The organism is Flavobacterium sp. P1_E4 (assembly GCF_056405915.1).
The window spans coordinates 12,049-28,032 of the sequence record NZ_JBFUBE010000032.1 but is presented as its reverse complement, the minus strand read 5'-3'; the positions used below and the strand labels follow the sequence as shown (position 1 = coordinate 28,032).

Annotated in this window: 12 protein-coding genes; 4 read left to right on the top strand and 8 right to left on the bottom strand. The window is 34.9% G+C overall.

Translation table 11 applies throughout. The features are described 5' to 3' along the window. Nucleotides 1-169, top strand: a 169-nt coding sequence (locus AC1DY0_RS17900) for a transposase (protein ID WP_477189949.1), incomplete at its 5' end; no start/stop codon positions are given. A gap of 112 nt (nucleotides 170-281) precedes the next feature. Here AC1DY0_RS17900 and AC1DY0_RS17895 read toward each other — a convergent pair. From AC1DY0_RS17895 to AC1DY0_RS17870, 6 genes are all read right to left on the bottom strand, one after another. Then, nucleotides 282-539, bottom strand: coding sequence for a DUF6952 family protein (locus tag AC1DY0_RS17895; protein ID WP_477189948.1), 258 nt, complete (start codon nucleotides 537-539; stop codon nucleotides 282-284). Nucleotides 540-709: 170 nt separating this feature from the next. Continuing rightward, nucleotides 710-1,018, bottom strand: a complete 309-nt coding sequence (locus AC1DY0_RS17890; RefSeq protein ID WP_477189947.1) for a thioredoxin family protein — start codon at nucleotides 1,016-1,018, stop codon at nucleotides 710-712. A gap of 97 nt (nucleotides 1,019-1,115) precedes the next feature. Next, nucleotides 1,116-1,754, bottom strand: coding sequence for a peroxiredoxin (locus tag AC1DY0_RS17885; RefSeq protein ID WP_477189946.1), 639 nt, complete (start codon nucleotides 1,752-1,754; stop codon nucleotides 1,116-1,118). Nucleotides 1,755-1,869: 115 nt separating this feature from the next. Further along, on the bottom strand, nucleotides 1,870-3,468 hold the full coding sequence (locus tag AC1DY0_RS17880) for a glycoside hydrolase family 3 protein (protein WP_477189945.1): 1,599 nt from the start codon (nucleotides 3,466-3,468) through the stop codon (nucleotides 1,870-1,872). Between the two features lie 125 nt (nucleotides 3,469-3,593). Continuing rightward, nucleotides 3,594-4,856 (bottom strand): MFS transporter, encoded by a 1,263-nt coding sequence (locus AC1DY0_RS17875; protein ID WP_477189944.1) that lies wholly within the window; start codon nucleotides 4,854-4,856, stop codon nucleotides 3,594-3,596. 87 nt (nucleotides 4,857-4,943) lie between these two features. Then, entirely contained in the window at nucleotides 4,944-6,497 is a 1,554-nt protein-coding gene (locus tag AC1DY0_RS17870) for a glycoside hydrolase family 10-like protein (protein ID WP_477189943.1), read from the bottom strand. A gap of 401 nt (nucleotides 6,498-6,898) precedes the next feature. Between AC1DY0_RS17870 and AC1DY0_RS17865 the strand changes: the two genes are divergently transcribed. Both AC1DY0_RS17865 and AC1DY0_RS17860 read left to right on the top strand, forming a co-directional pair. Beyond that, nucleotides 6,899-7,192 carry a hypothetical protein gene (locus AC1DY0_RS17865; RefSeq protein ID WP_477189942.1) on the top strand — a complete coding sequence of 98 codons (294 nt, stop codon included), beginning with the start codon at nucleotides 6,899-6,901 and terminating at the stop codon, nucleotides 7,190-7,192. 54 nt (nucleotides 7,193-7,246) lie between these two features. Next, nucleotides 7,247-7,726: a hypothetical protein gene (locus tag AC1DY0_RS17860; RefSeq protein ID WP_477189941.1), complete on the top strand. Its 480-nt coding sequence runs from the start codon at nucleotides 7,247-7,249 to the stop codon at nucleotides 7,724-7,726. Between the two features lie 437 nt (nucleotides 7,727-8,163). Here the strand turns inward: AC1DY0_RS17860 and AC1DY0_RS17855 are convergent, their stop codons facing one another. Next, on the bottom strand, nucleotides 8,164-8,691 hold the full coding sequence (locus tag AC1DY0_RS17855) for a hypothetical protein (protein ID WP_477189940.1): 528 nt from the start codon (nucleotides 8,689-8,691) through the stop codon (nucleotides 8,164-8,166). Between the two features lie 657 nt (nucleotides 8,692-9,348). Here AC1DY0_RS17855 and AC1DY0_RS17850 point away from each other — a divergent pair. Beyond that, entirely contained in the window at nucleotides 9,349-11,280 is a 1,932-nt protein-coding gene (locus AC1DY0_RS17850; RefSeq protein WP_477189939.1) for an amino acid permease, read from the top strand. An 86-nt stretch (nucleotides 11,281-11,366) separates the two neighbouring features. Here the strand turns inward: AC1DY0_RS17850 and AC1DY0_RS17845 are convergent, their stop codons facing one another. Then, nucleotides 11,367-15,839: a starch-binding protein gene (locus AC1DY0_RS17845; protein ID WP_477189938.1), complete on the bottom strand. Its 4,473-nt coding sequence runs from the start codon at nucleotides 15,837-15,839 to the stop codon at nucleotides 11,367-11,369. Nucleotides 15,840-15,984: the final 145 nt, after the last annotated feature.

The window sequence follows — 15,984 nt, the reverse complement described above, 5'->3', positions numbered from 1 at the left end:
TAATACCATAACTTTTAATTACAAGTCAATCTTAAACTATTTTCATAACAGAAGTACAAATGCTTCTGCCGAATCTTTCAATGCAAAAATAAAAGCTTTTAGAAGTCAATTTAGAGGAGTGAGAAATATAGATTTTTTCTTGTTCAGATTATCTAATCTTTTTGCATAATCCCCAACTTTTGCACCTGATCCGATAAAAGGTTGAGGTAATTTTTTGTTTTTGATCATAAAAAAAACGCAGCCCATTACGGAATGCGTTTGTATCTACTTAAGAAACGATTTTATTTATCGATTGACCCGAGAACTCTTTTCATGAAAGTGTTTAGGGCTTCTTTTTTGTCGGTGCCTTGTTGTACCATTTTGTGCACTTCAATAGCGCCATACATGTTTGAAATCAATTCTCCGATGACATCCAATTCTTCATCTTTCAATGATGAAATTTCAGTCATGGCTTCCAATACTTCGATGGTTTCAATGATGTAATCCTGATCGTTTTCCTCGATGAACTGGGTCAGGTGTTTTATTACGGGTAACTTCATTGTTTGTTGTTTATTTGTTTAATCGGTTATTTGTTTAATCGTTTAACTGTTTAATCGTTATTTGTTGAAATGTTTAACTGTTGAAATTGTTTTAGCGATTCAACGATTTACCAATTCAACGCTTTACCAATTCAACGCTTTACCAATTCAACGATTCAACGAATATACGATTAAACAATCTCATTAACCAATTCGATTAAAACTTCTTGTTTGTTGGTTTGTGTTTCGTTTACCAACTTACCATTTACGAAAGTGGCAAATGTAGGCAAGTTGCTTACGTTGGCTAATTTTCTTGATTCTGGAGAATTTTCGGCATCTACCAAAACAAATGAAATTCCGTCATTTTCTGAAGCCAATTTTTTGAATTTTGGTTTCATGATTCTGCAATTTCCACACCATGAGGCTGAATATTGMACCACCACTTTYTCGTTTTGWGCKATTAAAGYRCCTAAYGTATCTTCGTTTAATTCGATTAACATATGTAGTTTTTTTGAGATTCTAAGTGACTAAGACTCTAAGATTCTAAGTTAAAAATCTTAGAATCTTAGCATCTTTATATCTTAGTAACTTTGTTTATTAGTTTAGGCTTAGGTATTCAGCAGTACTTTTTCTGTCAGCATTCATTGCGTCTTTACCAGCTTCCCAGTTTGCAGGACAAACTTCACCTTTTACTTGGATATGAGTATAAGCATCAACCATACGTAAATATTCGTTTACGTTACGTCCTAATGGCATATCGTTTACACTTTCGTGGAAGATTTTTCCAGTCTCGTCAATTAAGTAAGTAGCTCTGTAAGTTACGTTTGAACCTTCGATGATAACTGAATCTGTATCTTCGCTGTAGCTAGTAGATTCGATATCAAGAATTCCTAAAATGTTAGCTAAATTTCTGTTTGTATCTGCAAGAATTGGGTAAGTTACACCTTCAATTCCACCGTTGTTTTTTGGAGTGTTTAACCAAGCAAAGTGTACTTCGTTAGTATCACAAGAAGCTCCAATTACGATTGTGTTTCTTTTTTCAAATTCTGGTAAAGCAGCTTGGAAAGCGTGTAATTCTGTTGGACATACAAAAGTGAAATCTTTTGGGTACCAAAACAAAAGTACTTTTTTGTTGTTTTTTGTAGCTTCTTCGAAAATGTTGATTTTTAAATTATCACCCATTTCTGAAATAGCATCCACTGCAATACTTGGGAATTTTTTACCTACTAATGACATTTTTTTAGTTTTAAAGTTATTTTATGCCGCAAATATAATAGATATAAAAAGGTGTTTTAGATAAATTTTGATTATTAATATTTATTAAGTGATAGTATGTAGTTATTGTTGTTTGTTAAATGCCTGTTATTGAAACTGGTAAGCTGCCTTTTCCTTTTTTGTCTTCCAATAATTGTTCAGCAGCACTTTCCTGAAACTCTACAAAATCTTGATACATCTCTACAATTCCGTTAGTATGTTCCAAATTTGGTATCACTTGCAAGGCATATGGATTTCCAAAAACATAAAGAATACACTTTTTGGTTTGAAACAATTGTCCTAAAAATTCCAAAACTGAATCTTCCAGATCGAATTTATTCAGAGGTTTTGCTTTTGGAACAAATAAAGAAATGAGTACAGTATCAAAAGGGGCAAGATCTTCTATTAATGTGGTTTCGATTAAGTCGTTAGCATTTTCGATAGCATACTCAGGAGATGGTAAGAAGGATGCTAAGGTTTTAAAAAATGGATTGTCAATTGTTTTATAAACACTCAATTTAGCCAGACGTTCCCTGTTTTTGGCATCAAAAAGAAGAATTGAACTATTTTGGTCTTTAATCTCAGTAATGCAATAATCAGCTATTTTTCGATTCAGTTCGGAAGTAATTTTAAAGTCAAAATCGGCAGCGATGCTTGGATTTTCATCGAAAAGACCTGCTTTTTGTTTGCACTTTATTATACGATTTAAACTAGCCTCAATGCGTTCTGGACTTGCATTTTTTAATATTTCCTGAATCCCTTCGGCTACGTTTTCGGCAAAACAAAGGACGTCGTTTCCTGCGTTGAAAGCTTCCCATTCCAGTTGGCCCTTAACATCGTATAATTTGGAAACACTATGCATATTCAAAGCATCGGAAATAACCAAACCATCATAACCCAATCGCTCGCGCAAAAGAGATTCTATAATGTTTTTGGATAAAGTTGCCGAAGTTTCCTTTCCGTCGTTCAAAGCGGGAACAGCCAAATGACCAATCATAATGGAATCAACTTGGTTTTCTATTCCTCTTATGAATGGAACCAATTCATTTTCGAGCAATTGCTCTAGATTTTCCTCTAAAATAGGTAAGCCCAAATGGGAATCCACATTGGTATTTCCGTGTCCTGGAAAGTGTTTTAAACAACCTAAAATTCCAACATCCGACATGCCTCGAAGGTATTCCAAAGCATACTGAGCCACTTTTTCTTTATTCGAACCAAAGGAACGGTAACCAATCACCGGATTGTTTGGGTTGTTGTTGATGTCTGCAAGCGGAGCTAAATTATAGTGAATTCCCGCTGATTTTAAGTCCAATGCAATTTGTTTTCCCACTTCATACACTAAGTTAATTTTCCTTTCGGGCAATGCGCCAAGAGTTATGGCATAAGGGTATTGAGGTGTTTTTTCAACGCGCATGGCTAATCCCCATTCGGCATCAATGCTCATCAATAGGGGAGTGGTGGCACATTTTTGATAACGCACAATCAGGTCTTTCAAACGCTGATAACTATCGTCGTTGAATTCTACTTTTTTCTTGCTCTCATAGTTGGTTGCCGCACTGGCTCTGCTATGGAAAAACGTCAATCCACCAATGTTATGTTCCTTAATTAAACGTTCTGTTTCCTGAATATTTTCTTCTGTGTCGTTGATGAAAACGGCAGGAAAAAAGAATTGACCGATTTTTTGTTCTAGTGTCATTTTGAAATGAATCTGATATTTAGTTTAAATATATAAGTTTAAAAAGTATACAGATATTAAAGTTAAGTGTTTAACATCTATTGTTTTAAATAATTTTATAGGACTTATATCTTAAAAATAAGTATTTATTTATCTTCTGTTTTCTTACCATATTCATCCGGATAATCTAGGTATTGGGATAAAATCAGTCCAGGTATAGTGGCACAAAACACCCAGATAAAGAAATTTCCGTAGCCTAAATATTCCTGTATAAAACCGCTCGCCATACCCGGGAGCATCATTCCTAATGCCATAAATCCAGTAGCAATAGCATAGTGCGAAGTTTTGGATTCACCATCAGCTATGTAAATCAAGTACATCATAAAGGCAGCAAAACCAAAACCGTATCCAAATTGCTCAGCAATAACGGCGGCATAAATATAATAAACAGATGTTGGATGAAAATAAGCCAAGAGCACAAAACCAATTATTGGTAAGTGCATAGCAAGAAACATACGTAACATCCATTTGCGCAACCCTTCTTTGGAAATAACAATACCGCCCAGAATTCCTCCAATGACAAGGGCTATTACTCCGAAAGTTCCATAAATGATTCCCACATCTTCTGTGGCTAATCCCATACCTCCTTTAGTTTTGTCATCAATTAAGAATGGAGTTAGCATTTTTAACAATTGGGATTCACCCAATCTAAAAAGTAAAATAAATGCAAGTGCAATTCCTATTTGTTTCTTTTGAAAGAAAGAGGTAAAGACTTCGCTAAAACTTGGTTTATGGCTCGTTTCAGACTCAGTTATTTCTTCAACTTTAGGAGTGGAGAAAAAGTTGTAAATAGTGAGAGAAATAGCAATTAAGGCGACAACAACCATGGTATAAGACCATGCTTTGGTATTGTCTCCAAATTTATGTTCCAAAAAGCCCGCAAGAATTACGATTAACCCATTGCCGGTAAGCATTGAAAGACGGTAAAATGTACTACGAATCCCTAAGAAAAAGGCTTGCTGTTCTTTTTCTAATGCCAACATATAATAGCCATCGCTTGCCACATCATTAGATGCCGAAGCAAATGCTCCAATCCAAAAAAGAGCCAAGCTCAATATGAAAAAATGATTAAAAGAGATTGTCATACCCACAATCAAAAAGGTAATTGCAATCAACAATTGCATTGCCAAAAACCATTTTCTTTTGGTGGCATACAAATCAATAAACGGGCTCCAGATTGGTTTGATAACCCAAGGTAAGTATAGTAAACTGGTGTAGAAACCAATATCTTGGTTGTCAACGCCCAAATCCTTATACATAATAACCGATACCGAAATGATAATTGCATACGGAAAACCCGATGAAAAATTTAAAAACGGAATCCAATACCAAGGCTTGTTGTCTTTCATTATTTTTTATATTGTTTAATCGTTTGAATCGTTGAATTGTTTAATCGTTGAATTGTTTAAAGGTTTAATCGTTTAAAGGTTTAATCGTTATTTAGTTTGCGTTTCTACTTGTAAATCGATTATGGTCTCTGGACTTTCGTTGGCATAATAATCCACGAAAGTAAAGGCAAAGGCTGTTTTGCCTATCATTTTATAATCGGGTACTTCGATGCTGAATCCTTCATTTTCTTCTACGACTGCAATTTTGTCCAGAATTTGGGAGGCATCATTTATGTTTATTTTAGAAGCATCTTTAGCGCCGTAAACTACTATATATCTGACTTTTGAAAGTAATTTTGGTTTCTGAAAAGAAATATAATAATTGGCTGTATCCTTGGTGATGGAATTGATGGCTAATGTTTCGGTAATTGTCTTTTTTAAATTAGGAACGGGGAGTGGCAATGCAGGATATTTGTATTCATACTCTTGGAGTACCTTGACTACATCCATGTTTTTATTCATAAACCATTTGGCGCTAAAAAATCCATTTCCCTGCACGTTAGGATACGAACGGGTAAGATCAATTTGATTCGGAATTTCAAATTTATTGTTCCAGTGTTTGTCTGAATCGGATTTGATTTTGTATGTGCTGTTTCCCACATACAATGCAGTGTTGCTAGGTACATTTTCCGACCACCATTTTATCAATTTGGCATACGAAGCTGTTTTGTGGTCAATACTCCAGTACAATTGCGGTACTATATAATCAATCCAGTTGTTGTTCATCCAATCGACAGGATCGGCATATAAATCATCATAATTGGTTTGGCCAGAAAGTGTGTCGGAACCTTTTGGATCAACAGATTTGTTGCGCCAAACCCCAAACGGACTGATGCCAAATTGTACCCAAGGCTTTACTTTTTTGATGGTTGAGGAAATATTTTTGACAAAAGTAGTCACATTGGAACGTCTCCAATCCGGTAATGAAAGTCCATTTCCAAACTTTTGATAAGCAGCAGCATCATTAAATTCGATCCCTTTTATTTTATATGGATAAAAATAATCATCAAAGTGTACAGCGTCAATATCGTATTTTATTACTACTTCTTCTACAAGTGTAGTAAGGTGTTGTTGCACTTCGGGCAGAGCAGGGTTGTAATAGTATTTTCCTCCATATTCAATCATCCATTCTGGATGTTTATAATAATCATGGGTGGGACTTAAGGTTTCGGTTTTCAAATCGAAAGTGGCTCGATAGGGATTCAGCCAAGCGTGAAATTCAAAACCACGGGCATGGGCTTCGGTAATCATCCATTCGAGTACATCATAATTCGGACTTGGTGCTTTTCCTTCTCTTCCTGTCAGGTAACGTGACCAAGGTGCTAATATTGTTGGATATAAAGCATCGCCCACAGAACGAATCTGAACAATTACTGCATTATAATTTAGTTTTTGGTAGGTATCCAAAATATCGATAAAGTCTGCTTTTTGTTTCTCAACCGAATCCGTGGATTTTTTTGGCCAGTCGATATTGACAACAGTGGCTATCCAAACGGCTCTAAATTCGTTTTTTGGGTGCATCTCTCTTTTTTGGGCATGCCCAATGACAGTACAAAGTAGAAGGAATATTGTTGGGAATAGCAGGGACTTCTTTAGAATCATTTTTACTCTTTTTATAAAGAAATCAAAAGTAGTTTTTTTAGCTAAGTTTATTAAATTTATTACCAATAAAATTAGTCTAAACGTATTTCTTTTGCATTATTGTTAAAAAGTATGATAATGTGCCTTATCCAGCTATCCGCTATAGCCCTCCATTAGAACACTTTTTTTACTAGCCGCTACAGGAGCTTCCGTTGGTCGCTCTGTACCAGCTGTAAAAAATAGTGTTCTAATTATCGGGGCTGTCGCTACTATCTGGGGCGGGGATCCAATGGATTGAGGAACTTTTTTTTAACATAGAATGTTGACATAAAGAGGTTTTTACTTTAAAAAACAATGTGAATTAACTCTTCTTTAACCAAAAATCAATTGTGCTAATTAGTTGCTTTTTTTAGATTTGTGCTATGATTAAATTAAAAAGCATATCTATTTTACTGGTTTTATTTTCATATTCTCTAATATGGACTTTAAATGCCTTTATTGTAATTTACGATGCCCATAATCAAAAAGTTGTAGAATGGAGTTCTTCAGCAGAGAATGAAAAGCAGTCGGAGCAAGAATATTATTTTGCTTCAATAGTTGATTCTTTTCAGTTTAATGAGATGAAGGTTTTTTCCAGAAAACCCAAAGTGGTTTATGATTCTTATATAAAAAGTTTTGTCAGTCTAAAAAGGAACGTCCAACCTCCGGAATGTTAGTTTTGAACAGACACAAATTAATTTTAAATAACAATCATTTATAACTTACTCACGATGAGAAATTTTATTACAATATTATTATTCGTTTTTTCTTTGCCCATTTTTGCCCAATCTCACATTATTGTAAAACATAATGGAGACAAAATTCCGGTGAATTATATCAAGACAAGCAATAACCTGATTTATTATACAACTGGCCAAACTCAGGAAGAACATAGCATTTCCACTTTCGCAGTGGCTGAATTAGTTAATAAATCCACAAATGCAGTTACTAAAGTTACTGATAGAGTAATTGTTAATGGGGTACAAGATTACAAGAAAGTAGTTTTAATTAAGGAGAATCAGACAAAGGGATTAACTGCGGCCGTAAGTGAATTAAAGTTTAATAATTTGGCGAAAGGGCAAGACCCATTTGTTATAAAAAATCATAATGTACAGGTGTTACAAAAGAAAGCTGCGAAAGAAGGTATCCCTTTTGTTTTGTTGACGAAAAAAAATAGAACAGATTCCATCGGCAAAATGTATACTTACTAAATAGTTTAAGCGGTATTGAAATAAATTACCCATTTAATTAATCCAAGCGCAAAGTTTTCTGACTTTGCGCTTTTTTATGTATCCGAAATAGAAGAAAATGGAATAAAGTCCTCCGCATTTTTTCGTGAATATTCGCTCTGTAGCGGCTGTAAAAAATAGTGTTCTAATTATCGGGTCTGTCGCTATTATCTGGGGCAGAGGATTTAGTACGTTAAAAGTGTTTTTTATAATTATTTGAAAAATTTTTAATTCTAATGAGATTTACGGGAAAAGTAGAGAAACTTTTATCGTATTTACTGCTCTCAAGAATTAAAAAAAATCGCAAAATCGGGAGACTTTACGGAGCTGAGGAACACTTCGTGGAGCTGGGGATTCGTCTTGTGAATATAAAAGTGACGGACTAATAGTAATAAATAACAATAATAAAAATATCATAGTTATTTAAATTTATATTTTTTAATAAAAAGAACAGATAGTATAATTAAAACTAAGCCGATACAAATAATAAATTTTATCTTTATTGAATAAACATTTTCTATTCTTTTTGATAAATTTATTTCCTTTTCATTTTCTCTAGCATATTGTATGAAATTTTCATCCAAATACCAAACATATATTGAATCGTGATGTTCTTTTCTGTATTGGTTAACTTCATCTACTTCAAATTTTCTGTTAGGAGTAAATATTGGTTTATTATAATCTTTCCCTAAAACAAAAATTCTATTTTTTTTGTTGAAAAATTCATAATTTTCGTCTGTACTATGTCTATCACTTCCATGTAAATGAGATATACGCACAGAATCTATTTTAATTTTAATTTTTTTAAAATTCTCTTTGTTTTTAATAAAATTCTGGTCGCGTTTATATGCTGTTATACTCATTATACAATAAAAGCAATATGTAATTGTACAAAACAGGAAAAAATAACCTATATTTTTTAAAGCTTCTTTTACATTATTTCTCATCTGTTATTCGTATTTTATTAGTTATTTGATAGAGCGTTCATTCTTTATTAATTCAAATTCAATTGGTCTGATCGCGCGCGTATGTAGAAAAGTCTCATAGTAAGATAGCGATTTGCAATCCGTGCCTACAAAGTATGTAAAAACTCTTCCGCTCAGTTAAGTCTCCAGACTTTGCGCTTTTTTACAATGTTCTTGCAAAGTCGTAAACATAATAAAATCTCCTGACTTTCTTCTTGAATATCCTTACAATTCAAAGTATTTCAGAATTATAAAAAAATGATAAATTCAACGCAAATCGTATTTGGTAAAAGAGTTGGGTTTCAAAACATCAATAATATGTTTTTTTGTTTCTGATTATCCTGTAACGGTTTTTGTTATTAGTAAAAACTCCAATTTGTAAATTATGTGATTTTATACTTTTTGAAATAAAAATTGAATTATATTTTGTTTAAATGTATTTTTTGAATGTATATTTGACTTTTTTTAAGGATAAAAAGAGAAATGTTGTTTTAATATCCCAATATTATAAAAAATCAGAATCATGACTTTAAAGAATGAATATGTTTTTTATATTTGGCCTTTGCTATTTTTTCTTTTTTATTAAAACACTATTGCAAAAAATACAAAATATTAATTTTTAACGGTAAAATTTACAACATGGCATTAAAAGGGCTTTTTAGAAAAAAAACGGTTCAAGATATTTTAAAGCAGGTCGAAAAAAATAATTTGGAAGGGCATGAAGCGTTAGGAAAGCATTTGACAGCCAAAGATTTAACAGCTTTTGGAATTGCCGCAATTGTTGGGGCCGGTATTTTTAGTACCATCGGGAAAGCTAGTTTTGATGGAGGTCCAGCTGTGATTTTCTTGTTTTTGTTTACTGCTGTCGCCTGTAGTTTTGCCGCCTTTGCTTATGCTGAATTTGCTTCAATGGTTCCTGTTTCGGGAAGTGCTTATACTTATTCCTATGTTGCTTTTGGTGAATTGATAGCCTGGATTATTGGTTGGGCATTAATTATGGAGTATTCTGTTGGGAATATAACGGTCGCCATATCGTGGAGTGATTACTTTACAGGGCTGCTCGCCAGTGGTGGAATTGATTTGCCACAGTGGGTACAAATGGATTATTTAACAGCTTCTAATGGTTTCAATGATGCTACAGCCTTGATGGAAGGTGGGAAGACTTTTGAAAACTTAAGTTCAGGAATGCAAAATGCTTATACAGCCTGGACAACTTCACCTATGATTGGTTCTTTTCATTTTGTGGCCGATTTACCTGCATTATTAATTATTATATTGATTACAGCCCTTATTTATCGCGGAATGAAAGAATCCCGTAATGCGAGTAATATAATGGTGGTAGTTAAATTATGTATTGTTCTTTTGGTCATTGCCGTTGGAATATTTTATGTAGATACTACGAATTGGCATCCTTTTGCTCCAAACGGTGTTTCGGGAGTTTTAAAAGGCGTGTCGGCGGTTTTCTTCGCTTATATTGGTTTTGATGCTATTTCTACAACTGCCGAGGAATGTAAAGATCCGCAACGTGATTTGCCTAGAGGAATGATGTGGGCGATCATTATTTGCACCATTCTATATATTGCTATTGCATTGGTTCTAACTGGTATGGTGAGTTATAACAATTTGAATGTTGGAGATCCATTGGCTTTTGTGTTTGATCAATTGCATTTAAAATGGATGTCGGGAATTATTGCAGTAAGTGCCGTGGTTGCCATGGCAAGCGTATTGTTGGTTTTCCAAATGGGACAACCGCGTATCTGGATGAGTATGAGTCGTGATGGCTTGTTGCCGAAAAAATTCTCTAATGTACATCCAAAGTTCAAAACGCCTTCTTTTGCCACTATTGTAGTTGGTTTTGTTGTGGCGATTCCTGCTTTGTTTATGAATTTAACGATGGTTACCGATTTATGCAGTATCGGAACATTGTTTGCATTTGTTTTGGTTTGTGCAGGTGTTTTGGCTTTGCAAAATAGAACCGATATTCCGAGAGGGAAATTTAAAACTCCTTATGTTAATTCTAAATACATATTTCCATTATTGATTGTTATTGCTTTAGTAATTTCTTTTACCTACAATAAAAAAGCAACTATGGGTTTCATCACCAATGAAACCAAAACTAATGATTCGGAATTTATTATTACTTCATTGAATAAAGAAGAGACACAAAAAGTGTATGATTATTTGGTAAGTATTGAAGGAAAAACTAATGCTACCGAAAAACTGGATGTAGAGCATTTGTTGAGTCAATATCAGGAAGATGATGCAAAGTATGCTAGTGTAGTTGCTGGATTGCCAATTTCGGATTCCATCAAGTATGAAAGCGGATTTGATTTATTCAAACACAAAATACCAATGTGGATTTTCTTAATAGTAATCGTTGGATTGGTTTTTTGGTCCTTCAAAGAAAATTTGTCTTTAATTCCGCTTTTGGGTTTAATCTGTTGTTTATACATGATGGCAGAATTGAGCGTTTGGAATTGGATTTACTTCACAATTTGGTTACTTATAGGATTGGTGATTTATTTTGGCTTCAGTCGAAAAAACAGTAAACTGAATACTCAAGAAGTTTAGAAAACTTATAAAAATAAAAAAGCCGTTCTGAAATAATCTCAGAACGGCTTTTTTGTTTTAAAGACCCATTGCAATAAAGTTAGGACCTATTTTTTCATGATTTTTTGCATGGTTTCTTGTCCGTTTTCTAATCGGATGACAATAAAATAAAGACCAACGCTCAAACGACTAACGTCAATGGTGTTTTCATTTAGTTTGCCTTCTTGAACAATACTTCCTCTTGCCGAAATAATAGTGTAATTATTTATAGGGCTCGTCGAACTGATTTGTAAGGTCTCATTTACCGGATTTGGATATAAGCGAATAAGATAAGTTTCTTCTTCACTAGCCACTACTGGTTTTGCCGCCATTTTTGCAGTAGTTACGCCCCAGGTATAAGAGTATCCATCAGTTTTGTTCAGTAAATCTGGTGTTTGATTTGCAGAACCACTTGAGCCATTGTTGAAAATTATATTTACAGATGTAGGACCAGTAATCGTGTACTTATAAAAACCATTAGTGTCGGCAACCATCGTTACCCCAGGCCAAGTTGTACTGGCAACACTTCCTGAAGGAACCGCATTCCAATAATGTAATTTAGGAGCAGATGTCCAGCTTGTTGGTGGTTTAAAGTAAACAGTAAGTGTCGTTGCTGCGCTAAAATTATAAGTTTCAGTTTTAACGGCAGAACTAACTCCAGCCACATTTTTGACAAATGCCTTAAGGGTTGTTGTGCTTGTTAACGCCAATGTTTTACTTCCAATTGCAGATGGAGAAGCCGTTGTTGGTGTTGTTCCGTCTACTGTGTAATAAATAGTTGAAGTTGTTTCATTAGCAGTCAAAACAACATTAACGGTTGTTCCTGTTGTAAAAGTGCCTCCTACCTGTGAGTTGGTGAAATCTGGTGCGATGACAGGGCATCTGTTGGTTGGTTCGGCAGATAGCCAAGCGGAATCATAATATTTAATTCCCGCAGTTGCTGTTAAATCTCCAGTTTTTAGAGTTCCATCATTGAATAATAAATTTGATGCAGTTACTGTTGATGGGAAAGTGTATTTATACCAATCACCGCAATCCTGTGTCATTGCCACTCCTGGGTATGTTACCGCTGGAGCAGTACCTGTTGGCAACCAGTAGTATATTTTTACGGCAGAATTCCAATTGGATGGTTTTTTAAAATAAACTGTGAATGTTGTTGGAGCGCTAAAGGTATAAGTTTCTGTTTTAACTGCAGAACTAATACCGGCCACATTTTTGACAAATGCCTTAAGGGTTGTTGTGCTTGTTAAAGCCAATGTTTTAGTTCCAATTGCAGAAGGCGAAGCAGTTGTAGGTGTCGTTCCGTCTAATGTGTAATAAATAGTTGAAGTTGTTTCATTAGCAGTCAAAACAACATTTACTGTTGTTCCTGTTGTAAAAGTTCCTCCTACCAGTGAATTGGTGAAATCTGGTGCGATAACAGGACATCTGTTGGTTGGTTCGGCAGATAGCCAAGCGGAATCGTAATATTTAATTCCTGCAGTTGCTGTTAAATCTCCTGTTTTTAGAGTTCCATCATTGAATAATAAATTTGATGCAGTTACAGTTGAAGGGAAAGTGTATTTATACCAATCACCGCAATCCTGTGTCATTGTCACTCCTGGGTATGTTACTGCTGGAGCAGTACCAGTTGGTAACCAGTAATATATTTTTACTGCAGAATTCCAATTGGACGGTTTTTTAAAATAAACTGTGAATGTCGTAGGAGCGTTAAACGTATAAGTTTCAGTTTTAACGGCAGAACTAACTCCAGCCACATTTTTGACAAATGCCTTAAGGGTTGTTGTGCTTGTTAACGCGAATGTTTTACTTCCAATTGCAGACGGAGAAGCCGTTGTAGGTGTTGTTCCGTCTACTGTGTAATAAATAGTTGAAGTAGTTTCATTAGCAGTCAAAACAACATTTATGGTTGTTCCAGTTGTAAAAGTACCTCCTATCTGTGAATTGGTGAAATCAGGAGCAATAACGGGACATCTGTTGGTTGGTTCTGCAGTTAGCCAAGCGGAATCATAATATTTAATTCCTGCAGTTGCTGTTAAATCTCCTGTTTTTAGAGTTCCATCATTGAATAATAAATTTGATGCAGTTACTGTTGAAGGGAAAGTATATTTGTACCAATCGCCGCAGTCCTGTGTCATTGCCACTCCTGGATAGGTTAGCGCAGGAGCAGTACCAGTTGGCAACCAGTAGTATATTTTTACGGCAGAATTCCAATTGGATGGTTTTTTAAAATAAACCGTGAATTCCGGGATTGCTCCAATCGTGTACGTTTTTGTAACAATTTCAGATTGGTTTCCTTCATTATCTACGGCAAAAACTTTAACGGTTGTAGTTTGAGCAATAGTTATTGTTTTTGTAGACTCAGCAAATGATGATGTAAGAGTAGGGGTAGAGCCATCTGTTGTGTAATACAATTTTGGTTTTGGATCCGTGCTGTCTGTAGCCGTAATTGTTACATCAAAAGCTGTTGGCGAGTTAGTGGTGTCTGGAGTAAAAGCGACTTTTGGAGCTACATCTAGATTTTTTCCAACCCATACATGTTGGATTTTAGATTTGGTTACATTTCCTTTTTTATCAGTTACTTCAACGTAATAATCTAATAATTTTTCTGAGATTCCTGCAATTTCAGCATAGTATTGACTAGCAATTACGTCTGGTAGCATGTATAAATCTGCTTGTGTACTATTGGTGAAATTTCCTTTTGGAAAAACTCTTTCAGTCATTGGTAATGATATCCATGTTCCGACTTCGCCACCACCTGCATAAATTTCGTTTTGATTTGAACCTTGACTGTTTTTTCCGTCAACGTCAATTCGGTATTTTAATTCTGATTTTTGAATACCGCTAACATCATAAGCAAAAGTATAAACAGTAAAATCAGCCGAGTTTAAGAAATCTTTGTATGCATAAGGTGCACCATATCCTTTTTCACCTGGATTATAAGGCCAGCGTTGCGGAATGAAGACAGACGGTTTTGTGTTGTCAACACCAGCATGGGCATCAAGAGTGGGTTTTGCAAACTGTACACATCGGTTAACGGCAAGTGTAGTTTTTATTTCTAAATCTTCCGCTAGGCCGTAATAGGCATTTCCACTGTCATAACCGGCCATCAAAAAGTGCCATGCTTTTTCGGCAGGACTTACTGCGGCAGTTGGGTTTACAATTTCACTCATTCTAAGGTTACTTCCTTCCAATTGTTCAGCCATAATTGCATGGTTTTCACCGGCTGTAGTAATGGCTTGGTTCATCATGTCTTCTGTCCAGCCATTTGGATTGAATTTTTTTGTTACCGGATCAAAGAATGGCCATAACCAGTTTGTAAATTGTGGATGTCCAAAATCTCCATCGGCATTTACCCAAGCGCCATCTTCTACATGGACCACTTCTGATTCTGGAACAGGATTGTCTTGTAAATATTGAGGTATCGTCGTTGGGATATTTCCATTGGCAGCTGATGCATGCGAAAATCCTGTAACTGACTCGTTGTAATAGGAAGAACCGCCACCCCAAGCATTATCACCATCGTGGGCAAATAAAACCAATGGACGTCTTGGAGATGTTGAAGCTTTGGCTACAATTGGATCTATTAACGAAGTACCAATCGCAGAATATCCATCTTCATAACTTTCATAGTCTGCCATAGGAACTACGGTGATTTTGTATTCCTGAGCTGTTTCTGGGTCTACATATTTTGCTTTATAAGGAAGATAAGAATAGGGTACTGCAAATTGACCTCCACGAGCATCTTTTTGGGCTGAAAACCAAGTAGTTCCTTTTGTGTCAACTTTATCTGCTTTGTTGGGAATATCACACATAGTTCCGCCAGAACCGTATTGTATAGGATAGTCAGATAAAGTTCTGGATAAATGACTATTGGCTATAACTGACCATTCAATACCACATTCGGTCAATGTTTTTATAATTCTTTCAGAGAAAGCGCATTCAGCTGGCCAATATCCTTTTGATTCATGAGATCCAAATAATTGAGTCGAATAATATTGATGAGCTTTAATTTCTTTTTTTAAGGCTTCGTCACTTAATAAGGGAGAAAGTGCATGATGCATCGTGAAGGAAACCATTTCCATGCGGGGAAATCCACCAGATGTTTTCCATGCTTTTGCATCTTTAATATTTTGAATCCAAGAATTGGAATACCCCCATTGATTGGCTTGGGCGAGTTCATTGACGTTTTCCAATAAAGATCCTCCATACGTTATTTGTGCTCCTGCTTTGGGTAAATCTTTAATAGAGTTAATAGCATTTTTTGGGGCAAATTGATAAGCTGCTACACGATCACCAGTACCAAAAATCTCTTCTAGGTTGTTTGTGGGGTGAGCAAGTCCATTTTTGTCGTTATTGGCACCGGAAACTTTTAAATCTTGAGATTCTTTTACAATCTGATATCGATTTGGGTTTTTCTTACTGATATCTCCCCAATAAGTTGGCTGATGGAGATGCCATAAATAAGTTGTATTCACTTGTGCTTTTACAAAAACAAAAGGAATTAATAAGGCATAAAATAATAGTAGGTTTTTTTTCATGATTTAATTTTTTGTTATTTATATTGTAAATTTTTGTTAAATGTATATTTTATTAACATTAAAATTGTCAGTTTGATTTATTGAGAGAATACTATTACGATGTAGTGTTTGTAACTTTTTTATATTTAACAAAAAGTAAAAAACA

Coding starts and splice junctions, on each gene's coding strand:
- AC1DY0_RS17895 (WP_477189948.1), bottom strand. CDS start 539: ATGAAGTTACCCGTAATAAAACACCTGACCCAGTTCATCGAGGAAAAC.
- AC1DY0_RS17885 (WP_477189946.1), bottom strand. CDS start 1,754: ATGTCATTAGTAGGTAAAAAATTCCCAAGTATTGCAGTGGATGCTATT.
- AC1DY0_RS17880 (WP_477189945.1), bottom strand. CDS start 3,468: ATGACACTAGAACAAAAAATCGGTCAATTCTTTTTTCCTGCCGTTTTC.
- AC1DY0_RS17875 (WP_477189944.1), bottom strand. CDS start 4,856: ATGAAAGACAACAAGCCTTGGTATTGGATTCCGTTTTTAAATTTTTCA.
- AC1DY0_RS17870 (WP_477189943.1), bottom strand. CDS start 6,497: ATGATTCTAAAGAAGTCCCTGCTATTCCCAACAATATTCCTTCTACTT.
- AC1DY0_RS17865 (WP_477189942.1), top strand. CDS start 6,899: ATGATTAAATTAAAAAGCATATCTATTTTACTGGTTTTATTTTCATAT.
- AC1DY0_RS17860 (WP_477189941.1), top strand. CDS start 7,247: ATGAGAAATTTTATTACAATATTATTATTCGTTTTTTCTTTGCCCATT.
- AC1DY0_RS17855 (WP_477189940.1), bottom strand. CDS start 8,691: ATGAGAAATAATGTAAAAGAAGCTTTAAAAAATATAGGTTATTTTTTC.
- AC1DY0_RS17850 (WP_477189939.1), top strand. CDS start 9,349: ATGGCATTAAAAGGGCTTTTTAGAAAAAAAACGGTTCAAGATATTTTA.
- AC1DY0_RS17845 (WP_477189938.1), bottom strand. CDS start 15,839: ATGAAAAAAAACCTACTATTATTTTATGCCTTATTAATTCCTTTTGTT.